At 35.3% G+C, this 22890-nt stretch carries 31 protein-coding genes and 2 tRNA genes; 6 read left to right on the forward strand and 27 right to left on the reverse strand.

Going from position 1 to position 22890, the window contains the following annotated elements:
• The 3 genes from CCC20_RS04590 to rsgA are packed head-to-tail and all read right to left on the reverse strand — an operon-like array spanning position 1 to position 2164.
• Positions 1-630, reverse strand: coding sequence for a thiamine diphosphokinase (locus tag CCC20_RS04590; RefSeq protein WP_013852267.1), 630 nt, complete (start codon positions 628-630; stop codon positions 1-3).
• Complete coding sequence (gene rpe / locus CCC20_RS04595) at positions 623-1285, reverse strand: ribulose-phosphate 3-epimerase (RefSeq protein ID WP_003066548.1); 663 nt, start codon at positions 1283-1285, stop codon at positions 623-625. Before rpe ends, CCC20_RS04590 begins: the two co-directional genes overlap by 8 nt.
• A gap of 6 nt (positions 1286-1291) precedes the next feature.
• Complete coding sequence (gene rsgA / locus CCC20_RS04600) at positions 1292-2164, reverse strand: ribosome small subunit-dependent GTPase A (protein ID WP_058692505.1); 873 nt, start codon at positions 2162-2164, stop codon at positions 1292-1294.
• Positions 2165-2291: 127 nt separating this feature from the next.
• Between rsgA and CCC20_RS04605 the strand changes: the two genes are divergently transcribed.
• Positions 2292-2375, forward strand: a tRNA-Leu gene (locus CCC20_RS04605).
• Positions 2376-2431: 56 nt separating this feature from the next.
• Positions 2432-2520 (forward strand) — tRNA-Ser (locus CCC20_RS04610).
• A 101-nt stretch (positions 2521-2621) separates the two neighbouring features.
• Here CCC20_RS04610 and CCC20_RS04615 read toward each other — a convergent pair.
• The 5 genes from CCC20_RS04615 to CCC20_RS04635 all read right to left on the reverse strand — a co-directional run bounded on the left by CCC20_RS04615 (position 2622) and on the right by CCC20_RS04635 (position 4702).
• Positions 2622-2822, reverse strand: a complete 201-nt coding sequence (locus CCC20_RS04615; RefSeq protein WP_058692506.1) for a hypothetical protein — start codon at positions 2820-2822, stop codon at positions 2622-2624.
• 208 nt (positions 2823-3030) lie between these two features.
• Positions 3031-3372, reverse strand: a complete 342-nt coding sequence (locus tag CCC20_RS04620) for a bacteriocin immunity family protein (protein WP_195990867.1) — start codon at positions 3370-3372, stop codon at positions 3031-3033.
• 50 nt (positions 3373-3422) lie between these two features.
• Positions 3423-3650, reverse strand: a complete 228-nt coding sequence (locus CCC20_RS04625; RefSeq protein ID WP_048791098.1) for a hypothetical protein — start codon at positions 3648-3650, stop codon at positions 3423-3425.
• A 272-nt stretch (positions 3651-3922) separates the two neighbouring features.
• Positions 3923-4234, reverse strand: a complete 312-nt coding sequence (locus CCC20_RS04630) for a bacteriocin immunity family protein (protein WP_048791097.1) — start codon at positions 4232-4234, stop codon at positions 3923-3925.
• 168 nt (positions 4235-4402) lie between these two features.
• Positions 4403-4702 (reverse strand): DUF3884 family protein, encoded by a 300-nt coding sequence (locus CCC20_RS04635; RefSeq protein ID WP_195990865.1) that lies wholly within the window; start codon positions 4700-4702, stop codon positions 4403-4405.
• Positions 4703-4992: 290 nt separating this feature from the next.
• Here CCC20_RS04635 and CCC20_RS04640 point away from each other — a divergent pair, with 290 nt between their 5' ends.
• Entirely contained in the window at positions 4993-5133 is a 141-nt protein-coding gene (locus CCC20_RS04640) for a competence protein (RefSeq protein WP_195990863.1), read from the forward strand.
• Positions 5134-5154: 21 nt separating this feature from the next.
• Here CCC20_RS04640 and CCC20_RS04645 read toward each other — a convergent pair whose 3' ends face one another.
• The 13 genes from CCC20_RS04645 to CCC20_RS04705 all read right to left on the reverse strand — a co-directional run bounded on the left by CCC20_RS04645 (position 5155) and on the right by CCC20_RS04705 (position 12360).
• The gene (locus tag CCC20_RS04645) at positions 5155-6462 is read right to left on the reverse strand and encodes a sensor histidine kinase (RefSeq protein WP_270619824.1); all 1308 of its coding nucleotides are present in this window, start codon (positions 6460-6462) and stop codon (positions 5155-5157) included.
• Positions 6463-6469: 7 nt separating this feature from the next.
• A complete protein-coding gene (locus tag CCC20_RS04650) occupies positions 6470-7201 on the reverse strand; it encodes a response regulator transcription factor (RefSeq protein WP_058692509.1) in 732 nt (243 codons plus the stop codon).
• A 16-nt stretch (positions 7202-7217) separates the two neighbouring features.
• Positions 7218-7502: a LytTR family DNA-binding domain-containing protein gene (locus CCC20_RS04655; RefSeq protein WP_003066573.1), complete on the reverse strand. Its 285-nt coding sequence runs from the start codon at positions 7500-7502 to the stop codon at positions 7218-7220.
• 242 nt (positions 7503-7744) lie between these two features.
• Positions 7745-7945, reverse strand: coding sequence for a hypothetical protein (locus CCC20_RS04660; RefSeq protein ID WP_058692510.1), 201 nt, complete (start codon positions 7943-7945; stop codon positions 7745-7747).
• A gap of 254 nt (positions 7946-8199) precedes the next feature.
• Positions 8200-9213 (reverse strand): DUF6568 family protein, encoded by a 1014-nt coding sequence (locus CCC20_RS04665; protein ID WP_003066577.1) that lies wholly within the window; start codon positions 9211-9213, stop codon positions 8200-8202.
• A gap of 171 nt (positions 9214-9384) precedes the next feature.
• Positions 9385-9681 carry a bacteriocin immunity family protein gene (locus tag CCC20_RS04670; RefSeq protein WP_003066579.1) on the reverse strand — a complete coding sequence of 99 codons (297 nt, stop codon included), beginning with the start codon at positions 9679-9681 and terminating at the stop codon, positions 9385-9387.
• A complete protein-coding gene (locus tag CCC20_RS04675; RefSeq protein WP_003066580.1) occupies positions 9681-9899 on the reverse strand; it encodes a Blp family class II bacteriocin in 219 nt (72 codons plus the stop codon). The genes CCC20_RS04670 and CCC20_RS04675 overlap by 1 nt, the downstream gene beginning before the upstream one ends.
• A gap of 575 nt (positions 9900-10474) precedes the next feature.
• The gene (locus CCC20_RS04680; RefSeq protein WP_058692512.1) at positions 10475-10705 is read right to left on the reverse strand and encodes a bacteriocin class II family protein; all 231 of its coding nucleotides are present in this window, start codon (positions 10703-10705) and stop codon (positions 10475-10477) included.
• Between the two features lie 192 nt (positions 10706-10897).
• Positions 10898-11017 (reverse strand): CPBP family glutamic-type intramembrane protease, encoded by a 120-nt coding sequence (locus CCC20_RS04685; protein ID WP_253066439.1) that lies wholly within the window; start codon positions 11015-11017, stop codon positions 10898-10900.
• On the reverse strand, positions 11014-11361 hold the full coding sequence (locus CCC20_RS04690) for a CPBP family intramembrane glutamic endopeptidase (protein ID WP_231729919.1): 348 nt from the start codon (positions 11359-11361) through the stop codon (positions 11014-11016). The genes CCC20_RS04685 and CCC20_RS04690 overlap by 4 nt, the downstream gene beginning before the upstream one ends.
• Positions 11362-11390: 29 nt before the next feature.
• The gene (locus tag CCC20_RS04695; RefSeq protein ID WP_003066584.1) at positions 11391-11570 is read right to left on the reverse strand and encodes a hypothetical protein; all 180 of its coding nucleotides are present in this window, start codon (positions 11568-11570) and stop codon (positions 11391-11393) included.
• A gap of 169 nt (positions 11571-11739) precedes the next feature.
• Positions 11740-12051, reverse strand: coding sequence for a hypothetical protein (locus CCC20_RS04700; RefSeq protein ID WP_003066586.1), 312 nt, complete (start codon positions 12049-12051; stop codon positions 11740-11742).
• Between the two features lie 87 nt (positions 12052-12138).
• On the reverse strand, positions 12139-12360 hold the full coding sequence (locus CCC20_RS04705) for a bacteriocin (RefSeq protein WP_048791095.1): 222 nt from the start codon (positions 12358-12360) through the stop codon (positions 12139-12141).
• A gap of 244 nt (positions 12361-12604) precedes the next feature.
• Here CCC20_RS04705 and CCC20_RS04710 point away from each other — a divergent pair, with 244 nt between their 5' ends.
• Both CCC20_RS04710 and CCC20_RS04715 read left to right on the forward strand, forming a co-directional pair.
• On the forward strand, positions 12605-14752 hold the full coding sequence (locus tag CCC20_RS04710) for a peptide cleavage/export ABC transporter (RefSeq protein WP_058692513.1): 2148 nt from the start codon (positions 12605-12607) through the stop codon (positions 14750-14752).
• 11 nt (positions 14753-14763) lie between these two features.
• Positions 14764-16158 carry a bacteriocin secretion accessory protein gene (locus CCC20_RS04715; RefSeq protein WP_287179343.1) on the forward strand — a complete coding sequence of 465 codons (1395 nt, stop codon included), beginning with the start codon at positions 14764-14766 and terminating at the stop codon, positions 16156-16158.
• Positions 16159-16291: 133 nt separating this feature from the next.
• Here CCC20_RS04715 and rsmA read toward each other — a convergent pair whose 3' ends face one another.
• From rsmA to CCC20_RS04735, 4 genes are all read right to left on the reverse strand, one after another.
• Positions 16292-17164, reverse strand: coding sequence for a 16S rRNA (adenine(1518)-N(6)/adenine(1519)-N(6))-dimethyltransferase RsmA (gene rsmA, locus CCC20_RS04720; RefSeq protein ID WP_287179344.1), 873 nt, complete (start codon positions 17162-17164; stop codon positions 16292-16294).
• 80 nt (positions 17165-17244) lie between these two features.
• Complete coding sequence (locus CCC20_RS04725) at positions 17245-17769, reverse strand: DUF1697 domain-containing protein (protein WP_048791092.1); 525 nt, start codon at positions 17767-17769, stop codon at positions 17245-17247.
• Complete coding sequence (rnmV, locus tag CCC20_RS04730) at positions 17766-18335, reverse strand: ribonuclease M5 (RefSeq protein WP_058692541.1); 570 nt, start codon at positions 18333-18335, stop codon at positions 17766-17768. The genes CCC20_RS04725 and rnmV overlap by 4 nt, the downstream gene beginning before the upstream one ends.
• Positions 18328-19098, reverse strand: a complete 771-nt coding sequence (locus CCC20_RS04735; RefSeq protein WP_048791090.1) for a TatD family hydrolase — start codon at positions 19096-19098, stop codon at positions 18328-18330. The genes rnmV and CCC20_RS04735 overlap by 8 nt, the downstream gene beginning before the upstream one ends.
• Positions 19099-19326: 228 nt before the next feature.
• On the opposite strand from CCC20_RS04735, the gene CCC20_RS04740 reads away from it, so the two are divergent.
• Complete coding sequence (locus tag CCC20_RS04740; protein ID WP_287179346.1) at positions 19327-20892, forward strand: ATP-binding cassette domain-containing protein; 1566 nt, start codon at positions 19327-19329, stop codon at positions 20890-20892.
• Between the two features lie 446 nt (positions 20893-21338).
• Here the strand turns inward: CCC20_RS04740 and CCC20_RS04745 are convergent, their stop codons facing one another.
• A complete protein-coding gene (locus CCC20_RS04745) occupies positions 21339-22157 on the reverse strand; it encodes a metal ABC transporter permease (RefSeq protein ID WP_230321657.1) in 819 nt (272 codons plus the stop codon).
• A gap of 10 nt (positions 22158-22167) precedes the next feature.
• Complete coding sequence (locus CCC20_RS04750) at positions 22168-22881, reverse strand: metal ABC transporter ATP-binding protein (RefSeq protein ID WP_061100347.1); 714 nt, start codon at positions 22879-22881, stop codon at positions 22168-22170.
• Positions 22882-22890: the final 9 nt, after the last annotated feature.

Here is a 22890-nt window from a genome sequence, read left to right on the forward strand (position 1 = left end):
TTACCTATCCTTACTTTGAATAACGATAAGATAGTCTGATTTTAAGTTAACTGTAATTGGTTGGTCAAGAAATTCATTGCTTGAATAGATTTTTTTCTTGAAAAAATTACTGGCGTCAAGCTCGTATTTGGCACCTTTAATGGTCAAATCAGCGTCACCATCAGCCATAAAGGAAACGTAAATCATTTCTTTTTCTGGCAAAACTTGATTAGAACCTGCAGGATAAAACTGCACGGTATTTTGCTCATCACGTAGGGTTATCTGACGCATGAAGGGTGCTAATTCTGGGTCGCTTGGTAGAAAAAGATTAGACATCATGTGGTCAATACGACCGCCAAAAGCGCCGAAAATCGTCACTTGTGCTTGTGGGTATTTTGAGAAAATCGCCTTTAGGGCTAACTCTGTATCCGTGTCGTCTTTTTCTGGAGCAGCCTTGATGAAATCGCCAGCTTTTTCTTGAATCATTTGTAATTCTTCTTTGCTGACAGAATCAAAATCTCCCACTGCCAAATCTAAAGGTAATTGATTTTTTAATAGGAAAAGACTACCACGGTCAACACCGACAAAAAGCTCAAAATCAGTCGAAAAACCTGACAAACGACCGCCAGTAAAGACAGCTATCTTAGTCATCTAACGCCACACGCAATGTTTCTACTTGTGCAGCTAAATCACTTGCTTTGAAGAGATATGAACCAGCAACAAAGACATTCGCTCCAGCATCATAACAAGCTTTGATAGTCTTATTATCAACGCCACCGTCAACTTCGATGTCAAAATCATAGCCTTTTTCATCGCGGAGTTGAGCAACTTTTGCCACTTTTTCAAGCGTTTCAGGAATGAAGGCTTGTCCACCAAATCCTGGGTTGACTGTCATGATAAGCACTTGGTCAACCAAACTCAAGACAGATTCAATAGCTGAAACTGGTGTTCCTGGGTTGATAACAACACCTGCTTTCATGCCTGCTGCTTTAATTTTTTGCAAAGCACCATGAATATGAAGAGTTGACTCCGCATGAATTGTCATAATATCTGCACCAGCTTGCGCAAATGCGTCAACATAACGTTCTGGATTAACCACCATAAGGTGACAATCAAAAACGAGTTTGCTGTGTTTACGCATGCTAGCCACGACATCTGCACCAAAACTGATATTTGGTACAAATTGCCCATCCATAATGTCGATATGAACATATTCTGCACTTGTTTCTTCGATACGTTTTAATTCTGAAGCGAAATTTGCATAATCAGCTGCTAAAATTGATGGTGCGATTTTATTGTTTGACATAAGTACCTACTTTCTTTTTATAACTTTCTTATACGTTTCACGACGGTTTTCAATTTCACTGAGAAATTGGAGATAATTATCATACCGTGACTGCCAAAGGTCGCCTGATTCCAAGGCTTCCTTAACCGCACATGATGGCTCATGCGTATGCGTACAGGAACGGAATTTGCAGTAATGACTAAAGTGCCTCAGCTCTGGAAAAGCTTCGTTGAGATCTTCGGCATTCGTAATTTCATAATCAAGCGATGAAAATCCTGGCGTATCTGCTATTTTCCCACCATTAACATTGTAAAAACTAACTGCACGAGTGGTATGGCGACCACGTCCAAGACTATCCGAAATTTCACCTGTTTCTAACTTGAGTTCTGGAGCAATTTTATTTAACAATGTTGATTTACCAACACCTGTTTGCCCCATGAAAACAGTCACTTTGTCGGTCAATAGCGGAAACAATTCTTCCAAAGACGTGCAAAATTGATAACCGATTTCTTGATATTGTCTTTGAATTGTCCTTATCTCATCAGGAGTTGTCACTAAATCCATTTTTGAAATATAAACAATCGGTTCTATCGCCTTATGCTCTAATAAGACCAAAAAACGATCCAACAAATTGGCATTAAAGTCTGGTTCTTTGGCTGACATGATGACAACCGCTTGGTCAATGTTGACAATCGGTGGTCGAACCAAACTATTCTTTCGGTCATGAATCGCTAAAATGTAGCCCTCTGAATGGTCATCTGCTGAAAATTCAACAAAATCGCCAACATAAGGTGTTTGACCTTTTTTTCTAAAATTACCACGCGCACGTGTCTGATAAATGACTCCGTCAGATTCAACATAGTAAAAACCTGCTAGAGACTTGATAATTCTACCTTGCAAATGTACTTCCTTTTTATAATTGATAGTCTCATTATAGCAAAAAATGCCCTTTTATTCAGTACCTAGCTCAAAAGATTTCTTATGTTTGTCTTTTTTGATTAAAAGTCGTATAATGACTTTGTCTTTTGCGGAAATGGTGGAACGGCAGACACGCATGCTTCAGGCGCATGTGCCCAGTATGGGCGTGAGGGTTCAACTCCCTTTTTCCGCATGGTATTTTGAGCAACATTATCATTTGACATCAAACAACGCTTAAATACGACATTTGGAAAGGTGGCTCAGCTTGGTACGGCACCAGACTCGAAATCTGGCAAGTGGATGTTATTCACACGCGGGTTCAAATCCCGTCCTTTCCTTACAATAACAAATAAAGCCAACTTCAACAGAAGTTGACTTTCTCATTTTTAAACGTTAAGGTTTTAAAAATGCCCTATTGAGCATTGAATAACACAATTTTTTAAAAAATATTAACAATAAGACCAGTACCTACTGATAGTAGGATAATACCTATAAGAGCTCCACTCCACAAACTATTCAAAAGAAATGGTGACGTATTTTTGTTACCATGTTTTTTTCTGTTGTCAAACAATTTGTAAGCTGTAAATAATTGATAACCAGCTAACAATAAACAAGCAATACCAGCTAAAACTTCTAACATAAAATACCTCTTTTCATTCGGAATTTGTTTATCGTGTATTCAAACAAAGTATATACCTTCAAAGATGATGCAAGTTTTTTGTTAAATTATCAGAAAAAACATAGTGTTTCTAATGCATCAATTTTCAAAATTTATCTAAAGAGGTGATTTGAGCTGCTTGTTTCAATGGGTAGCTTGCCATATTCTTGATGAAATTCAATAACTGTTGCTAAGCCAATACTACGATTATCACCTTTGCTTGAATAGCATTTTTGATAAACGGTATTCTGATGTTTTGAAGTGCTCTTAGCTTTTTTAATTTTGCTGATTGTTTCCTTGTTGGGTGAATAGCATTTTCCACCAAAACAGTTGATAAATTAACATTTAAACGACTTAAAATATAGGGCGTTGACGTCCCACTATTTTTTAATTCTTCATGATAAGATTGCAATAATTGTCGTAACGGATTGATTTTCATATTGTTATCAAGAGTTGCTAGCAACTCATCAATGATGATTAATGCTTCGTCTCTTCTTTCTTTTCCCCCAGAAAACCACTTTAAATTCGGCATAAATCTCCCTCCAAATACCTGCTTATTAGCTCGCTGTTAGGTAATATTAGTTAGTCAAAAGAAACGCTACGAATAAAGGTGACAATGAGTAAAGCGACTACGTAATATGGCAGAAAGCGAGTACCGAGCAAAGCCGCTACAACACCAGCTCCCATTCCTATTATCAAGCTATTTAATATTGGATTTTTAACTATTTTTTTCATCTTTTCTCCCTGAAAGTCTAAATCATCAAGAACACTTGGCAAGCTGTCCAAGAAAAATTTTTCACATCTCTCCACGATTCCCTCACATCAGAAAGTTATTTAATAACCACTAATTACTATAATCCTTTTTGAGTGATAATTTCATTTAATGTCATGAAATGACCAAAAATAGTCGTGAAAGGTCAAAATTATCAATTAAGAGTTTTTTATGACTTGCCCGTCTTTTTGGCACAGCAGTAACAATTTTGAAAATAAATACTTACAATCATCGTTTGATAATTGCTGTATTGACAAGCTTTCCCAAGTGTCGTGATGATGTTTTCTATTATTTTTTTATACTAAAGTTATCAATGACCACCGCCCACGACACCCATAGCCATAAGACCACGTCCGAGATTTTTTTCAAATTCTCCATATGTCGCGATTTTTTGATAAAAAGTGTTCACCGATGCGCTCATTTTTGTTTTCTTGGCAATATTTGCAACACCGATTCGACGTAAATCAGATGCCAAAGACATCACAGCTCTATCAAAATCCTGACCTGCTTCTACCGCATTTTTGAAAGTTAGTAATGCTTGACGTTCTTCATCTTTGATGTCAACAGACAAGACAAGGTCATAAATCTCATTTAACAACTTTTCTTTTACTAATTTTGTCATAATGTCTCCTTCTAAGGCAATAAAGCATTGACAAGACTACGACCAAAATCGCGTCCAAACATGTAAATCATTTTTAAATCTGCGAATAAACGGTTAATAACAAATGATGCCAATAACCAAAACCGCTGTTTTATACTGTGAAAATAATGTTTTTATCATAAATACTCCCTATAACCCCAATATTTCAGAAAATGGCAGGTAATCCGTCGTAAATTCTAACTTTTGAGCTTCGTCAGTAGAAACTTGAGCTTGTTGAATGAATTTTTTTTGAAAGTCATCCAAAGTCAGCTCAGAATGACAAAGCCAATGATTTCCCGTTGTGATGTACCATTTCTCCAAAGGTTTCAACGTCGTCGAAAACTGCAACTCCTTTGTCAGATTTGTCTGGTCGATAACATAGATTTTTTCATGCGTATAGGTTGGAAAAACAATCTTTTTAATCAATTGTTTTACTGATGCCACTGACATGACAATCACCTGCTTTCACTTATATTTCCTATAATACGCCTACATTATACTCCTTTTCAATTCATAACGAACACTCAAGTCGCAAAACGTTGTTTTTCAGTCGCGAATGGTTATTTTCTAATACTTGCCGTTCACGACTGACTTTGACATCTTGTGATTTTAAAATGACATAAAAATGATAATTTGGACTTTTTTAATACCGTTTACGACCTAAAAACGACGTTTTATGACTTAGAAAAAGCTTTTAAGAACTTTTCTGCTACAATTAATTACTAAGGAGGTTTATAAAAATGATGACAGAAAAAATGTTTAAAGAGTTAGATCAATCTGAATTAGAGAAAACGATTGGTGGAAAGAATAAGGATTTCTTAATTGTTGGACCTTTTGATTGGTTGAAAAACTTTAACAACAAGCCTAAAAAACAAACTTAAACCAAAAATCATTCGACTATTTCAGTCGAATGATTTTTTGATTCGTATTGTTTGTCTGAAATGATAATTCTTGCTTGATGTTTGTACCGACATATTTGGATACTTTTTCAACATCTGGTTAACCGTTTTAAGACCAACACCTCGTCCAAAGCCCTTACTTGAATAATTCTTCTGGTAAATCAATTCCACAGGAACTCGCTCTTCTTTTGTGGTGTTATCTATAATTAGTAAATAGTCATCCCCTTGATAGAAACAAGCAATAATCATGGCAGGCTTTTCAGCTTCAATAGCCGCTTCAATCGCATTGTCACATAAAATGGAGACGAGCCGCACATAATCTAACAAAGGAATATCTGGAGTTCCAATTTTATCTTTAACTTCTAATTCTACCTCAATATGATGAGATTCCGCTTCTAAAAATTTAGCTGATAAAAGGCTTTTTATCGCATCATTATCAATATTAGTCAATCGTCCAATATTGAAGCGATTATGCTGAATAAACTTTCCAGAATCCTCTAAAACAGCATTATAAATATTCCTCACCATACTCATATCATTTTGGTCGATTCCCTCTTTTAAACTCGCTAAGATATTAGCATAATCATGACGAAAAGCTCTTAGTTCCTCATATAAGCCTTCGATTTGCTTGCTATATACCGACAAAGAATGCAGTTCTTGTTTTCGCGCTAACGATACTTCTTTCTCAAGCCAATTTTGATAAGAGCGATTCATATAAAACAGCATTAAAATGAAGAAAGTGAAATAGAGAACCACCAACCATTGGCGATAAAGTAAAGTTGGAACTCCTCCTTGAAATTCAACCCCTGTCAAGAATTCTATAGCTATATAATAAAATACCATAGTTATATCAGTAAAGATTAAAATTTTTCTTAGTTTCTTCACCTCGCTCAGCATAATGAAAGTTTGAAAATCAATTTTAGAAAGTTTTACCATTAAGAAATATATGATTACTACTAAAGTTTCTACAATAGCAAACAACCCATCACTTTTACTCAAGTCAATATAATTGAGATGAAATATTGGAAGAATAAAAAAACTAATCATCCTAATGATAATACTCTCAATGACCCAAGTGAAACTCCCATAAAATACGTATAGAGAAAAGGGCAAGGTTTTATCTCTCAAATAAGATAGAAACATCAATATTAAAATACGACCGATAATAGTATAAAACCATGTAAAATCAATGACGAAGAAAGCAACAGCTATCGTTACTATTTCCCACAATTTCAGTTTTTCTCCTCTAACATTAGAGTAAATCAACATAATCACAGGATAGTAAGCTAGTTCACTTAGATAATCACTCATTAGCTTCTCACCTCATCTCATTCAATAGAGGTTTTATTTTATCCCTCGAAACTAAGCAAGAGTCCCCAGTTTCGAAATAAACACTTCGTATCGCTTTATCAAATCTGACCACATTATCCACATTAATGATAAAAGAACGGTGACACTTGAAAAGACGTTTATCTGATTTAGCAATCTCTGCAATCGTCGCATAAAATTCCACTCTTTCATTTCTCGTATGCAAAATCACACGGTGCACGGCAGGAGATGTTTCGAAATAAAGAATGTCACTATATAGAACGCGCACACGTGCTTTAGGAGTTTCAAACAAAAAGGAATTTTCGCCGAAATTATCATTTTGATGTTTCATGGCTTCCTTTAGGCACAACTCTATGCGTTCACTAAATGCTTGGTCATTCAGGTTCTTATCAATAAAATCAATCGCCCCTACTAACGCTTGGTAAGTCAGCAGCATAAATTCTGAATGGGTTGTTACAAAAACAATGATAGCCGTTGCATCTTGTTCACGAATGGCTTTAGCGACATCAATTCCTTGTTTTTCGTCGTCTCTGATTTCTAAATCAAGAAAGAAAATTTGATGCTCTCCTTTTTCAGTTGCCTTAGCTATAATCTCATTTGCGGAACTAAACACCTCTATTCTCTGATAGTCCCAATTATTTTTTGCCATAATGGTCGCAATCTCGCGTTCCATACGAAATTGCTGTATGATATTATCCTCTAGTACATAAATATCTAACATAAATCTCCTCTAAAAATCAGTCATTTGAGATGATTTCTTTTAGTTGACTTCCTTTACTTCGTGCATAATGTACAGGTCGCTTTTCATCTCCAACATATAAAAGTCGCTGCTCTCTATCCATTATCCGTATTGTATCCCTATTTACCAAAGTATCACGGTGACACCTAAGGAACTGATGATATTCTCTTTCAATATCTTTTAATTGATGATAAATGTGATATTCCTTATCGGCGGTTACCACCTTGACCATATGAATTTTTTCTTTAGAGACTTGAATAAAAAGGATATCGTCAATAGCCAATTTATAATCTCTCCTGTTAATTGTAAATTTAAAATATTTCATAAATCATTATTCCCTCCAATAACATTATAAAGGAAATATTGATAAAAAAATCTCCAAGTCATAAACAGACAAAATAAGGTCACGAACGGTCACTTTTTATTGTAACATAGTAAAATAATATTCTGATATACTAAAAAAACAAAAATTAAGTACACTAACAACTAGTGAATAATTTTTGTTTTTCCATATTAGAGAAGTGATTAAAAGACATTGAGTAACAAACCTAATCTAAGAACAAAAAGAATAATCCCAGATAGGCCGCCGCTCCATAAACTAGCCAACAGAAACTGCGATGTGTTTTCATTGCCATCTACTTTAGTGTCAGTAAGTAACTTATAAGTGTTATAAAATTGAAATACTGCTATTAATAAGCACACAACACCAGCGATTTTAGTTACCATAATAGTCTCCTTTATGCTTCAATATTATTTTGAACAAGTTTAGCTAATTGCTTTAGCTTGTTCATACATAAAGTATATATCTTTTTTGAAACATTTTTTTGCATAAAAGCAACACAAACAACCCGCCAAATAATAAATTGTAAGTTGTTGAATTCCAAAAATCTTTATTGTACACAAAGTAATTAAACAACATTAAGCATATTCCAAGAAAGTCAAATATGAGAGCTGTGTATAAACTATTTTTACAAACTTTATCATTCATTTGCTACTTTTCCTCTGCCAAGTTTCATTAAAATCAGTCCAAACAGAGAAATTAACAGTCCATATGCTGAAAAGTTGTTTGCTTTAATGCCTAATTTAGGTAGGGCGTTGCTGTTATTAGTTTTTATTTCATTTTTAGAGAAAGCTTGTGGGCTTTCTGGAGCAATTAAGGCTCTGTCAGCAGTTTTAACATCATTTTGCGGTGAAAAAATCACATTCTGAATATTAGAATCAGTTTTTATTTCTTTAGCGTCAGAGGTTATCGTTTCTGTATTATCTTCATTTGATTGTTCAGACATTGCTACTGCCATAGCCGCTGGAATTTTCCCATAAAAGAGATAGTCATAAAGTTCTTGTCCAGAAATACCGCCACCAATCCACGCACTCACGATTTGACCATTTTGCAAACAAATAATGGTAGGCGTTCCTGGAATACCGACTGTTCCAAAAAGAAAGTTCGCTGCTTCTTCATCAAAATCCTGACTGTCAGTATTGGAATACTCTAGACAATTATTCATTAAAGTGTTGAACTCTTTTAAAGCTGGGGAAAACTGACGACAATAGTAACAAGTCGGACGTCCAACATAAATCACGTGCTCTTTTCCGTCCTCTGTGAACATAGCATAAACATCTGTCATTGGAACGTGATTAAAGTCTGCGACATTTTCTTCATATTGGGGAATGGTGACTTCAGCTTCTTCTGGCTCATCTGATGTGTCTGATACTATCGTTTCCGTTGCTTCGGTTGATTCCATTGAAACTGCTGAATTATCAGCCGTTTCAATTGATGACTCCTCCTCAGTTTTTTCGGATTGACTTTCTGAAATATCATTTGATGGCTCAATAATATCTGTTGCTAGATTCTCTGTAACATTATCCCCATTATCCACAACTTCTGTCGTTTCAGTTGTAGGCACAAGCTCATCATCAGCAAAGACAGAAACGGTAGCCATTGATAAAACAGTTGCAAATAATAAAATTGTTGATTTTAAAACATTCTTTTTCATAAAATCTCCTTTTAATTAAGATTGTCACCGCGATTGACCAGTTCAGTTTAACAAATTCTCTTGGAAATAAACGTCCAAGTCGTAATTTGTCATTTTTAGGTCGTAAACGGTAAAATTTGATTAAAACAAAAGCTGATAGGCAATCTATCAGCTTGAAAATAAATGTTTTATCTAATAACCATATCTAATATTTGATAAACTTCTTAGTCTCTTTAATTGTTCTGACTGTTTATCAGATAATTGAAGTTTATTTTCTATCAGAATGTTAGATAACTCTACATTCATCCTACTTAATACCAATGGCGTAGAAGTTCCACTTGACTCTAATTCCTTACGATAAAAAAGAAAAAATTCTTTAAGCGGTATATATTTTGAATCCTCACTCAAAGATACTAATAATTCATCAATAATAATTACTGCTTCATTTTTTCTTTCTTTTCCACCCGAAAACCACCTTAAGCCCGCCATTAAGCTCTTCCTCCTGAATGCCATCCAGCATTTCCGCCTGTTAGGCCATTCATTACTGAATTATTTGCAATCGTTGTAGCTGTTTGTGACCAATTCACCCAACATTTATTTGCATTACAGTATAATCCATTACCATAATAAATTGTCTTCCCACCTTCCACAGTAGAAAGTTCTGCATCCGTCATTACATCAAATTGGTCAAAAGTTTTTGTATTCATTTGAATACCTCCTAATAAATTTTGTCATCGCAACTGACAGATTTTAGTTTAACAGATTGTGCGGTTAATGCATGTCCAAGTCGTAATTTGTTGTTTTTAGGTCGTAAATGGTAAAAGTTTTTGTATTTTCATGATTTTTTGACCATTCGCGACCTATTTTTAACGTTTTATATTCATACAACAAATGCCTCCTGTGAAATATTTTTTATTTTGTCGTGTTTCAATCTTAATACGTTTAATATATTACTTAATCTGGTTTCTTTTCAGCCAAATCCTAAAGTGGTGTTTTCATTCTAAACTAGCATGTTTATTGTTGAAGAAAACAGCACCAGTTTAAACTGGTGCCGCATAAGTCACTTGTTAAGAACCATTTTTTTAATATTAACAGAGAGTAATAATAGGAAACAGAAGAATCCAATAATGTTCAAGAGGAAAAGTATAGGAGACAGCTCTCTAAAAAAATTTGATATTGAAACTATAAGAAATCCTATAGATACAATAGTTGAAATACCTTTCTTCTTATCCATACTAACTACCTCCTTAAAATAATTTCGCATCCTAAATGATAAGGACTTTTAGCAGAATGTAGCAGCTCCAGTCGCTGCACCTCCCCAAAAACCAGCTGCAGTCCCAGATACTGTCCCAAAAATAGGTAACGTAACGGTTCCTACAGCAGCACCAGCAACTCCTCCTGTTAGTGCGCTTCCAACTGTTCCTAGTCCACATTTTACCCATCCTCCACCTTCCACAGTAGAAAGTTCTGCATCCGTCATTACATCAAATTGGTCAAAAGTTTTTGTATTCATTTGAATACCTCCCAATAATTTTTGTCATCGCAACTGACAGATTTTAGTTTAACAGATTGTGCGGTTAATGCATGTCCAAGTCGTAATTTGTTGTTTTTATGTCGTAAATGGTAAATTTTTTTGTATTTTCATGATTTTTTGACCGTTTGCGACTTATTTTAAAGTTTTTATATTCATACTATGTGACTATTTTTATTGACCAAAGAAAACAAAGGTAATAAGGTGCCAGCTCAGATAAATATTCCATGCCATATGAACAAGAATTGATGGGGAAATTGACCGTGTTTTTCTGAAAAGAAGGGCTAAAATCAAGCCGAAACAACATATTTCTCAAATAAATCCAGTCTAAAACCATAGGAAAGCAAATGTGCAAATGAAAATAAAATAGCAGATAACAAGCAATCGAGGAAATACTTTGATTTTTCAAAAAAGCTAGTCATTAAAACGCCACGGTAAAGTAATTCTTCTAAGATTGGATCAACAACCAAGGGTTGTAAAGCCACCAAAAACTCCTGAGGTGAGTGACGGAAAAACACCAAATCAAAATCAGGATTAGCCCCAACAAATAAAAGTTTGCCATAGTAGGCGTATATCAACCAAAAAGCAAGCAGAGTTAGTAAATAATCCAAAGGTTTTAGCGACGTTATTTGAAACATTTCTGGTCTTATTCGTTTTAGGTAAATGACTATACTACAACAAAAAGAATAGTTAAACTATTAAGAACAAGATAAAAATAATCTGTTGTTGATAAATCAAATTGCCAAAAAATAATACTCATTATTTCAGCAACACCAAATAGTTCGAAAACGATAAAAAATAAAGCTAACAATTTTGGCACGAGCTTGGTTTTTAGTTTTTCTATCATAGATACTCCTTTTAAAAAAAGAAAGAAGCCAAGTAAGGTAGCTTAACTTCTTCCAGAATAAATTATTATTTTTTACCGCGATTTTCTCTGCAAATATAAGGGAATGGGGTAATATGAATGGCATCTCTATTATGCTGCTTTAAACTGTAGTTTTAGATATAAATGAGAATTATAGAGGATCCTCCTCAATAATTTGATAATGTTTATGAAATTGTTTTTTTGAAACAACACGATGGTTAGTAATATCTAAAAAATCTCCGATATACCCCACAGGATAAGAGGCGTAACCAGGATAACTCAATAAGCTAATTTTCAAATTAAATTTCATAGACGGATTTATTCCGCTCATAGAAATTATTAATTTATTATCGTTCCATTTCAGATAATTTTGTTTAAAGGCTTGCTGAACCCATACTGGTTGAACATTCGTCTTACTTATTTCCCATACATCAGACAGACGACCATTATATAATGCTTTCATAATTTACATACCGTATTTCTTTTTTACTAAAAAACTTCTAAATTATCTTTAAAATAACATTATTTAGAAATTTCTACAGACAAATTATCAACAAGCATTAGGTGTTCCTCCAGGAGGGCAAGAACGAACAGAACCACGACGTGGATACTTTCCATTTAATTGATCTACCACTTGACGAGGGTTAACAGGATGCGCAGCATTACCTATAGCACCCAATACATCTCCAATCCATTCCATGCCTCCACCTTCAACTTTAGCAAGTTCTGCGTCTGTCATTACATCAAATTGTTCAAAAGTTTTTATATTCATTTGAATACCTCCTTAAATTATTTTTTAGGGTTGTAACCTTTACAATCTTAGTATAATACTTTTTCGAAAAAATAAACGTCCAAGTCGTAATTTGTCATTTTTAGGTCGTAAATGGTAAAATTTTTTGTATTTTCATGATTTTTTGACCGTTTGCGACCCATTTTTGACTTTTTACGACTTGGGCGTTTTTTAATCTTGTTTTATGGCACAATAGTTCTAGTTTCATTTTTAAAAGGGAAAGGTTATGAGAAGATATAAATATGTTAGTCAGATTGATTTGCGAGACTGTGGTGTGGCAGCTTTGGCATCAGTTGCCAAACATTATGGATCAGATTTCTCGTTGGCTCATTTGAGAGAATTAGCCAAAACAACTAAGGAAGGGACAACAGCATTAGGGATAGTTGAGGCAGCTAAAGCAATCGGCTTTGAAACACGCGCCGTTCAGGCTAATATGGAACTGTTTGATATGGCTGATATTCCCTATCCTTTTATTGTTCATGTTAATAAAGAAGGCAAACTCCCGCATTACTATGTTATCTACAAAGCAAAAAAAGATTATCTTATTATCGGTGACCCTGATTCGAGCGTTGGGGTCACTAAAATGTCCAAAGCGCATTTTGCCAAAGAATGGACTGGGGTTGCTATCTTTTTAGCGCCTGCTCCGCATTATCAACCGCATAAAGATAAGAAAAATGGCTTAACAAGCTTTTTACCAATTATTTTCAAACAAAAGGTACTGCTAACTTATATCATTCTGGCAAGTTTGCTCGTGACCTTGATTAATATTGTCGGTTCTTACTATTTGCAAGGAATCTTAGACGATTATATTCCTAATCATTTGCAATCCACTCTTGGCATTGTCTCGGTTGGGTTGATTGTAACCTATATAATGCAACAAATCATGAGCTTTTCACAAAATTATTTACTTGTTGTGCTGAGCCAACGGTTAACGATTGACGTGATTTTGTCTTATATTCGTCACATTTTTGAATTGCCCATGTCCTTTTTTGCCACAAGGCGGACAGGTGAAGTTATTTCACGTTTCACCGATGCCAACTCGATTATTGATGCACTGGCATCAACGATTCTCTCTTTATTTTTAGATGTGAGTATTTTGTTTATTGTCGGAAGTGTCTTAATTCTGCAAAATGCCAATCTTTTTTTCATCACCTTAATAGCATTGCCTATCTATGCTATTATTATTTTGGCTTTTATGAAGCCTTTTGAGCGAATGAATCACGATGTCATGCAAGCCAATTCTATGGTTAGCTCTGCGATTATCGAAGATATCAATGGTATTGAAACAATTAAATCTTTGACTAGTGAGGAAGTCCGTTATCAAAATATTGACCGTGAATTTGTGGATTATTTGGATAAAAGTTTTACGCTTAGTAAGTATGAAGCTGTGCAAACGTCGTTAAAACAGGGAGCACAGCTGATTTTAAACGTTGTCATTCTCTGGTATGGTTCACATTTAGTCATGGCTGGGAACATTTCAGTAGGACAATTGATTACTTACAATACGCTTCTGTCATACTTTACAACGCCAATGGAAAATATTATTAATCTGCAAACCAAACTACAATCTGCCAAAGTAGCTAACAATCGTCTCAATGAAGTTTACTTAGTGTCGTCTGAATTTGATGGCAAACAACTCTTAAATGACAGCCATTTTCTACAAGGAGATATTATTTTTGATGATGTTTCTTATAAATATGGTTTTGGTCGTGACACGCTGAGTCATGTAAATTTACACATTAAAAAGGGTGAAAAAATTAGCCTAGTTGGTATCAGCGGTTCTGGTAAGACGACCTTAGCTAAAATGATTGTCAATTTTTACACACCTAACCATGGACAGATTACCCTTGGTGGCTACGATTTAAAAACCATTGATAAAAAAGCCATTCGCCAATACATTAATTACCTACCACAACAGTCTTACGTCTTTTCAGGGACGATTTTAGAAAATTTAACCTTGGGAGCACCTGACAATATCACGCAAGAAGAAATTTTGAATGCTTGTGAAATCGCTGAAATCCGTGCTGATATTGAATCGATGCCACTAGCATACCATACCGAACTTTCAGATGGTGCTGGGTTATCTGGTGGGCAAAAGCAACGTTTAGCTTTAGCACGCGCTTTACTGACACAAGCTCCCGTCTTGATTTTAGATGAAGCCACAAGTGGTCTTGATGTTCTAACGGAAAAACGTGTGATTAAAAATTTACTATCTCTCACAGACAAGACTATTATTTTTGTTGCCCACCGTTTGAGCATTGCTGAACAATCTGACCGTGTCATTGTTCTAGATAAAGGACAAGTTATCGAAGAAGGGCATCATAAACAACTCATCCAAAATCAAGGTTTCTATGCACAGTTATTTCATGAATAAAAGGAGACCATATGAATCCTAAATTATTTCAATCTGCTGAATTTTATCATAGGCGTTATCATAATTTTGCGACTGTCTTAGTGATTCCAATGACACTCTTGGTCTTTTTTCTCCTTGCCTTTTCTCTCATTGGTAAAAAGGAAATTACCGTTACGACACTTGGTAGTATCCGACCAACAAAAGTCATCGCTGTTGTCCAATCAAGTAGCAATAACACCGTTTTAACCAATAATCTTAGTGAAAATAAGGCAGTCAAAAAGGGGGATTTACTCATCCAATACTCCGACAAATTGGAAGATAGTCAACTTAATGCCATTCAAACACAAATCGAAAGATATGAACGCCAACAAGAGGCACTCAATCAATTGAAAGAAAGTCTAAAGCAAGGACAAAACCTTTTTACAGGTGATGATGAATTTGGTTATTTAGCAACCGTTGAGCGTTTTTTAAATCAATCTCAAACAATTACTGCTCAAGTTTCTCAATCAAACCAATCAGTTGCTAAACAAGAAGCTGGTGTCAACCAAGCAAATGCAGCTATCGCCAATCAGATTGCTAACCTACAAACCCAAGCCAGTCAATATCAAGAAGTTAAAGATGCTATTCAAACTGATAAAACAAACGTATCTGGCAATAATCCATATGCAGCTACTCTTAATAGCTATCTTAGCCAAATTCAAACAATTGATACACAAAGCAGTTCAACTGACAACAATTCTGCTAGCAAAGAAAGCGTTAAAAATCAATTTTTAACAGACCTACAAGGGCAGATTGATAGCATTAATGCCTCTATCTCTAGTTTGCAAACACAAGCTGCTTCCAATTATTCAACGGGAAGTTATGACACTAGTGCCACTAATCAAATTGAAAGCTTGCGTCAGCAGGAATTGACACAAGCTGAAACACAACTTACGCAAATTACTCAAGAAAAAGAAAATTTGCAAGCGCAGCTTGACCAGACAAATCTCTCCAAAGCTGACACCGTTTTAAAAGCTAGTCAAAGTGGCATTTTACATGTTTCTGATGAATTTGAAGGGCAAACGCTCTTGCCGCAAGGCAGTCAGATTGCAGAGATTTACCCAGATATTGCCAAAACACAGCAAGTCGCTATCCGCTATTACGTTGACTCCACTCATGTTAGTCAATTGAAAAAAGGACAGACTGTTCGCCTAACCCTTGAAAAAATTAGCAATCACGCTATTGTTATCACTGGCAAAATCAGTAAAATTGCAAGTTCTGCCACACAAACCAAAGAAGGAAATATCTTTGAGGTGACAGCACTAGCCACCGCTGATAAACAAGATAGCTCCAAATTAAAATATGGTTTACAAGGCAAAACAATCAGCACTATCGGCAAAAAAACTTTCTTTAATTATTACAAAGACAAGCTATTAAAAGATTTTTGATATTTTGATAAGAATAGCTCATAATTACTATAAATAAATTCTCTTAAAATTCATAGTAATAAAAAATGGATTTTTATATCAAATAAATAGTAGATTATTTAACCCCAGCCATAATAATGACTGAGGTTCATTTTTATAATCCGACTTCTTTTAAGGCGTCTGCTAGTTTGGCAAATTCGGCAATTGAGAGGGCTTCTCCGCGAATAGATGGTTTGATTTCTGCGATTTCAAGCGCTTGTTCAAGTTTGGCTTTGGTTTCGTCTGCTTTTCCAAAATGGCTTGTTAGGTTGTTCCAAAGGGTTTTGCGGCGGTGAATAAAGCTAATTTTTGAAACACGGAAGAAGAAATCTTCGTCTTTGACTTGAACGAGTGGTTGTTCACGGCGAGTCATTTTTAAAATCGCTGAATCCACATTTGGTGCTGGTATAAAGACTGTACGCGGTACAACAAAAGCAACTTTAGCGGTCATGTAATATTGCACCGCAATTGATAACGAGCCGTAAGCTTTGGTGTTTGGCTCTGCCGAAATACGATCTGCCACTTCTTTTTGCATCATCACGACAAATTCCGCAAATGGGATTTTTGATTCAATCAAGTGCATCAAGATTGGTGTTGTGATATAGTAAGGAAGATTTGCCACGATCTTAATTGGAAGGTCTGGATTAGCAAATTCTTTGATGCGACTTTGTAGGTCTGATTTCAAAATATCCTCGTTGATAACTTTTACATTATCAAAATCGCGGAGCGTATCAGCTAAAATCGGAATTAAACGGTCGTCAATTTCAAATGCCATGACTTCGGCAGCATTTTCAGCCAAAAATTCTGTCAAAGCACCGATACCAGGACCGATTTCGATAACATTGACGTTCTTGTCAATTTCAGCAGTATCCACAATCTTTTGAAGAATGTTTGTATCTGTCAAAAAGTTCTGTCCAAATGATTTTTTAAACGTAAATCCATGACGCTCAAGGACAGCACGCGTCACGCTGTAATCTGCAATTCTCATAATTAATAATCCCAACCGATAATGTCATTAGTTAAGGGATGTCTTTCCTTTCATTTCTATCAATGCAAGTTACTATTGTATCACATCTGGCTCAATCGCAAAATACTGCGACGTTTTCGCATGGTTGCTGTGATATGTAACTGTTTTTCAAGGTAATTGGTATTCAGTCGCTTTTTCTTTGCTTCTCTTGGTAAATAGAGGTACAGGCACTCACTACCAGCTTTCAAAATTTCAGCACCAAAATCCATCTCTAGTAGTTCATTTAATATCTCTTGGTCAAGATGGTCATTGGTAAATACCAAGTGAACACGTGAGTCATCGTAGCTTTCATCAAAGGGACTTTCAGCAAGAGCCGTCGTAAACTGGGCTTGCGTTTTGAGGATAACCGATAAATCAGCACCGATTTTTGCCTGAATCGTGTCATGAATCAATGCACAAACGTCACCGTCAGACAAGGTTGTCTCAAAAACGATATTGCCACTTTGAATATATGTCTTAACATTTTCAAGACCTGCTTCTGTTAAAATCTCTGCCAGATAAGCCATTTTAGGAATACAATTCTGCCCAACTGGCGTAACTCCCCGTAAAAGCGCAACTTTTTTCATCCCTCATATCTCTCCATAGCTTCTTCTACTTCGGCTAAAGTGATACCAAAGAGTTCTAGGCGTTTGAGAAGTTGTTTGCCGTTGCTGTAACCAATGCGGAGCTTTTCGCCCAAATATTCACGGCGCCTGCGGCTATCAGTTCCCATTAAAAGCCCCATACGCATTAGGTCAGCTCTTGTGATGTCGAATTGATTATCATCATCAAAATTTCCTAATACGCCAGAAAGGGCTTTTTGCAAATCTTCGAAACTTGCGTGCTCAACGCCGAGTGAACGCCCTTTACTTTTTGATTTTGGCGCAGCTTCATCACGATTTAAAAAAGCGTGTTTAACATTTGGGATAGCATTCATGATGATTTTGCGAATGCGTTCTCCGTTATAATCTGGGTCCGTAAAGACAATGACCCCACGAAGGTCATTTAATTTTTCGATACGTTCAAGGTCGTCATCATTGATAGCTGACCCGCGGGTTTCATAGGTATCTACATCATAAAAACGGCGCAAATTTTCGGTATCGTCTTTCCCCTCAACAACAAGCACTTCTTGAATTTTGATTTTTTCAGTCACAGTTAAACAACCTCTTTGCATTATTTGATGTCGCTTTTGCCACTTCTTCACTGGTCAAACCACGGAGCTCTGCAATTTTATCTACAACATAGCGAGTATAAGCGGTGCGGTTTTCACGACCACGTTTTGGAACGGGAGCAAGGTAAGGCGCATCCGTTTCAACTAAAATCTTATCAAGCGGCAATTTCTGCGCAGCTTCTTGAACATCAAGTGCTTTTTTAAAGGTAACAACCCCTGAAAATGAAATCATCATGCCAAGCTCGATAAAACGCTCTGCCATTTCCAAAGAGCCTGAAAATGAATGAATAATCCCGCCGCGAGGTCCAACGCCTGCTTCTTTGATGACAGCGTAAGTATCTTCAAGCGCATCACGAGTGTGGACAATAAAAGGGAGGTTGTGATCTTTTGAAAGCTGAATCTGACGTTTAAAAACCTCAATTTGGACGTCTTTTGGGTCTTCCATCCAATGATAATCTAGTCCAATCTCACCAAGACCAATCACTTTGGGGTGTGATAGATGGGCAACAATCATATCCTCAATTTCTTGAGTATATGAACCTGCTTCCGTTGGGTGCCACCCAATCGTGGCGTAGATTTCAGGGTATTTTTCAGCTAACTCAATAGCACGTTTAATAGTTGGTGCGTCAAACCCAACAACGTTATGTCGAGTGACGCCCATTTCTTTAGCAAGTGCCAATTCTTCTGCTTCACGCCCAGCAAAATCATCGGCGTTTAAATGCGTATGTGTGTCAAATATTTCCATGATTTTATTATAACACAGACCACAAGAGAGACCAAAACCAAGTGCGAAGAAAATGGTGAAATATCAAAGATAAATAAGATAATAAAATTCAAAAATGGTTCTTTAGTTACTTTATTTCTTACCTTTAACTCTTTCTCTCTCCCCCCTTTATGCAATCGCTTGCTTGGTGGCGTTTATTTTGTATAATAAATATAAACAAAACATTAAAAAAAGAAGAGCTGGATGCCTATGTTGACATATCTATGGAAATTTAAAAAAGAAAATCTACTTTTGCTTGCTATCATCATTTTCTGGGTTATTACTAATGTCATGAGTTCGCTATCCTTGACATGGATGTTGGATTCATTGATAAAAAGTAGATGGGATAGCTTTGTTTTTTGGAGTGTGATTGATATTCTTTGTTGGGGAGGATACAGTATTTTTCAGATTTGGAAAGATTCCTTGAAAGAAAAGCTGTGTCAGGAAGAAGTCAATCTTATTCGTAATGATTTATTAGATTCTTTAATTAGTCATTCATATGCAGGTAACTCTCATCATAGCAAGGACGAATACAATTCATGGTTAATTAATGACATGAATTTATTAAAAGATAACGGTTTTAATCAGTTATACAACACCATTGAAAGTATTATAACTGTGCTATTTAACGCTTTTGCTATCATTTATTTTCATTGGCTACTACTTGCGGTTAGTATTTTAATGACTGCTTTAGTTTACTTTCTTCCTAAAATTTTTGAAAATAATATTGCACAAGAAACGGAGGTTGTCTCATCTGATTTGACTGTTGCTTTAAATCGTACAAGTGATTATTTAAGTGGTTTTGACATTTTTTTCCACAATAATCAAACTGCTTACTTTAAAAATCGCATTTTAGCAGACTTTTCCACAGTGGTAAAATCCAAGGTTAAGTTGGCAAGAAGCTCTAGTACGGCTAATTCTCTTTCATTGATGTCAAGTGTTGTGGCACAAGTAATTATTTTTATGGTTACTGGTTATCTAGTCATTAAGGGGGAAATCACTACGGGGGTTATTTTCTCAATTGCCAATCTAACCAGTTGCCTATTCAACTACACCAGAGGAGCTGCTTATAACATTGTTACCTTTAAAGCGACCTTTAAATTGCTAGAGAAATATCCTAAAAAAGTAAGTATTGAGAATCTCGATACTGTAACTAACTTTAATCAAGAATTGGTTATTCACGATTTGTGTGTCACTTTTGAAAATAGCAATAGCATCACTTATCCTAATATTACGATTAAGAAAGGAGAAAAGGTTGCTATTGTTGGCGGATTGGGCGCTGGAAAATCAACATTAATCCGAGTATTAACAGGAGAGTTGACCCGCTATGACGGTGACATTGTGATTGATAATCATCATTACAAAGATACGTTGCTAGAAAGTTTACAAACTATTTTTGCCTTGATTCCTCAAAAACCACATATTTTTAAAGAATCTTTACTTGATAATCTGACACTTGGTCGTTCTGTGGATAAAGAGCAGTTTGAAAAAACTTTATCACTGTCACATGTGGACAACTTTATTGAGGGACGTTTGAATCAAATCTACAACGATGACTTGTCTGGTGGACAAAGAGCAAGAATCTCTATTGCCCGTGAATTAATTGGTAACAAACCAATACTCATCATGGACGAGGGTGTTTCAAACCTAGACAAAACGACCGCTATTAATATTGAACGACGTCTGCTTCAGACCAAAGAACTAACAGTTATCATGATTACTCATCATCTCTATGACGAAAATAGAGCACTATTTGACCAAATTATAGAGATATAGAATCTATTTTACGAGGAAAACTAGTAGAAAATACAGCTTTTATACCGTACAAAACAGGTACTTATTAGTAACTGTCAGATTGAAGAAAAGTCCATTTTGGATATTTTTCTTCAATCTTTTTTCTTTTTGTTAAAAAATAAAAACTCTTAGAAACGCCGTTATATCAGCATTTTTAAGAGTTTGTTCAAATCGGTAGACACACTCTAAATTTACAATATTTATACTGCTGAGAGGGTTTGCCTACGCTCTGCACTACAACTATGGTTATCAACTAGCTGACAGTACTTGGTAATTCTAAAAATAAGGTATTTCTGAACTGATAGTAATTAATATCTTTATTATTAGCACATACAAACGTATTTCTTCATATTCCAGATATCTAAGCGTTTAGACTTTTACAATAAAATAGGTTCTAATTTCTATTAGGATACATTGTTTACCTAATATCACTTCATAAAAGATTGTTTTGGAGATATGAAAAAGCTAACTAAGAAGATAAAGGCTGAGGTTAAAACGATACTAGAGCCTACTGCTATATTAAACGTGTAGCCTAAAAATAACCCTACAATCGAAGTAATCGCTCCAATTCCTGATGATAGGAGTACCATCACCTTAAGACTATTCACATAAAGATAGGCTGTAGCCGCGGGGGTAATCAGCATTGCTACAATTAAAATAGTCCCTACGCTCTGCATCGCTGTTACAGAAACTAAAGTTAATAGTACCATCAAAAGATAGTGAAAAAATTTGACATTCATCCCCATTGATTCCGCTAAAATTGGATCAAAAGAGGTTACTAACAATTCTTTGAAAAAAATAATAAGAAGCCCTATTACAATTCCTGAAATAACTATGGTAACCCATTTATCACTATCTTGTACGGCTAAAAGATTTCCAAATAGAATATGAAAGAGGTCTGTTGAACTATTGGCTACTCCTATCAGAATAACACCCAACGCTAGAAAAGAAGAAAACGTAATACCAATAGCTGTATCCCCTTTAATAACACTATTTTCTTTAATAAAAGTTATGATGAAAGAAGCTAATATACCGAAAATAACTGCTCCAATAAAAAAGTTAATTCCTAAAATAAAAGATATAGCTACTCCGGGTAATACTGCATGTGAGATTGCATCTCCCATCAGTGACATTGAACGTAAAATAATAAAACAGCCAATAGCTCCTGAAACAATTCCAATAACAACAGCCGTTACCAAAGCATTTTGTAAAAAATGATAGGTCATTAAATCGTTAATAAATTCCATAAATACCCTCTTATAATATAACAATCGAATCCCCATAAGCTTTTTTTAAAGCATCAGGAGTAAAAGTAGTAGCTACGTTCCCATAGCCTACCAACTTTTTATTCAAAATGACTACTTTATCAAAGTAATCCACTACCTTACTTAAATCATGATGAACAATCACAATTGTCTTTCCCTCTCTTCTTAGTGATTGCAATAAATTCATAATAATTTGTTCACTCACTAGGTCTATCCCAACAAATGGTTCATCTAGAAAAAGAATATCTTGCTCTTGAATCAAACATCGAGCAATTAACATTCGTTGAAATTGTCCTCCGGATAAAGTGGAAATAGGGTGATTACTAAATTCTTCTAACTTTACTTGCCTTAAAACATTCTCAACCTTTCCCCACTCTTTTTTGCTTAAATGTCGAAAAAGTCCAACTCGCTGATAAGTACCAAGGGATACGCACTCCTTAACAGTAATAGGAAAATGATAGTCAACATGACTTTTCTGCTCAACATAAGCCACTTTCCCACGTAAACTATTAACTCTTTCGTGTGAAATAGTGATCATTCCTGTACAAGAAACCAACCCTAATAGTGCCTTCATAAAAGTTGATTTCCCTGCACCATTTGGTCCAATAACACCAATAATATTTCCTTCTTCTAAAGTAATTGACACATTAGCTAAGGCTTGATAATCATTATTATAAATAACATTTAATCCTTGTATCTCTATCATTTATTTCCT

The organism is Streptococcus sp. LMAG:39 (assembly GCF_008680485.1).
GTDB lineage: Bacteria > Bacillota > Bacilli > Lactobacillales > Streptococcaceae > Streptococcus > Streptococcus pasteurianus.

Excerpts from the sequence above, each read along its gene's own strand:
- CCC20_RS04715 (WP_287179343.1), top strand. The coding sequence starts at position 14,764 with ATGAATCCTAAATTATTTCAATCTGCTGAATTTTATCATAGGCGTTAT.
- CCC20_RS04695 (WP_003066584.1), bottom strand. The coding sequence starts at position 11,570 with ATGATAGAAAAACTAAAAACCAAGCTCGTGCCAAAATTGTTAGCTTTA.
- CCC20_RS04735 (WP_048791090.1), bottom strand. The coding sequence starts at position 19,098 with ATGGAAATATTTGACACACATACGCATTTAAACGCCGATGATTTTGCT.
- CCC20_RS04670 (WP_003066579.1), bottom strand. The coding sequence starts at position 9,681 with ATGGCGGGCTTAAGGTGGTTTTCGGGTGGAAAAGAAAGAAAAAATGAA.
- CCC20_RS04665 (WP_003066577.1), bottom strand. The coding sequence starts at position 9,213 with ATGAAAAAGAATGTTTTAAAATCAACAATTTTATTATTTGCAACTGTT.
- CCC20_RS04675 (WP_003066580.1), bottom strand. The coding sequence starts at position 9,899 with ATGAATACAAAAACTTTTGACCAATTTGATGTAATGACGGATGCAGAA.
- CCC20_RS04590 (WP_013852267.1), bottom strand. The coding sequence starts at position 630 with ATGACTAAGATAGCTGTCTTTACTGGCGGTCGTTTGTCAGGTTTTTCG.
- CCC20_RS04640 (WP_195990863.1), top strand. The coding sequence starts at position 4,993 with ATGATGACAGAAAAAATGTTTAAAGAGTTAGATCAATCTGAATTAGAG.
- CCC20_RS04615 (WP_058692506.1), bottom strand. The coding sequence starts at position 2,822 with ATGTTAGAAGTTTTAGCTGGTATTGCTTGTTTATTGTTAGCTGGTTAT.
- rsmA (WP_287179344.1), bottom strand. The coding sequence starts at position 17,164 with ATGAGAATTGCAGATTACAGCGTGACGCGTGCTGTCCTTGAGCGTCAT.
- rpe (WP_003066548.1), bottom strand. The coding sequence starts at position 1,285 with ATGTCAAACAATAAAATCGCACCATCAATTTTAGCAGCTGATTATGCA.
- CCC20_RS04705 (WP_048791095.1), bottom strand. The coding sequence starts at position 12,360 with ATGAATATAAAAACTTTTGAACAATTTGATGTAATGACAGACGCAGAA.
- CCC20_RS04745 (WP_230321657.1), bottom strand. The coding sequence starts at position 22,157 with ATGGAATTTATTAACGATTTAATGACCTATCATTTTTTACAAAATGCT.
- CCC20_RS04645 (WP_270619824.1), bottom strand. The coding sequence starts at position 6,462 with ATGAGTGATTATCTAAGTGAACTAGCTTACTATCCTGTGATTATGTTG.
- CCC20_RS04680 (WP_058692512.1), bottom strand. The coding sequence starts at position 10,705 with ATGAATACAAAAACTTTTGACCAATTTGATGTAATGACGGATGCAGAA.
- CCC20_RS04690 (WP_231729919.1), bottom strand. The coding sequence starts at position 11,361 with ATGTTTCAAATAACGTCGCTAAAACCTTTGGATTATTTACTAACTCTG.
- CCC20_RS04725 (WP_048791092.1), bottom strand. The coding sequence starts at position 17,769 with ATGAAAAAAGTTGCGCTTTTACGGGGAGTTACGCCAGTTGGGCAGAAT.
- CCC20_RS04620 (WP_195990867.1), bottom strand. The coding sequence starts at position 3,372 with ATGCCGAATTTAAAGTGGTTTTCTGGGGGAAAAGAAAGAAGAGACGAA.
- CCC20_RS04700 (WP_003066586.1), bottom strand. The coding sequence starts at position 12,051 with ATGAAAGCATTATATAATGGTCGTCTGTCTGATGTATGGGAAATAAGT.
- CCC20_RS04630 (WP_048791097.1), bottom strand. The coding sequence starts at position 4,234 with ATGACAAAATTAGTAAAAGAAAAGTTGTTAAATGAGATTTATGACCTT.
- CCC20_RS04710 (WP_058692513.1), top strand. The coding sequence starts at position 12,605 with ATGAGAAGATATAAATATGTTAGTCAGATTGATTTGCGAGACTGTGGT.
- CCC20_RS04740 (WP_287179346.1), top strand. The coding sequence starts at position 19,327 with ATGTTGACATATCTATGGAAATTTAAAAAAGAAAATCTACTTTTGCTT.
- CCC20_RS04750 (WP_061100347.1), bottom strand. The coding sequence starts at position 22,881 with ATGATAGAGATACAAGGATTAAATGTTATTTATAATAATGATTATCAA.
- CCC20_RS04660 (WP_058692510.1), bottom strand. The coding sequence starts at position 7,945 with ATGGTAACTAAAATCGCTGGTGTTGTGTGCTTATTAATAGCAGTATTT.
- CCC20_RS04650 (WP_058692509.1), bottom strand. The coding sequence starts at position 7,201 with ATGTTAGATATTTATGTACTAGAGGATAATATCATACAGCAATTTCGT.
- CCC20_RS04635 (WP_195990865.1), bottom strand. The coding sequence starts at position 4,702 with ATGTCAGTGGCATCAGTAAAACAATTGATTAAAAAGATTGTTTTTCCA.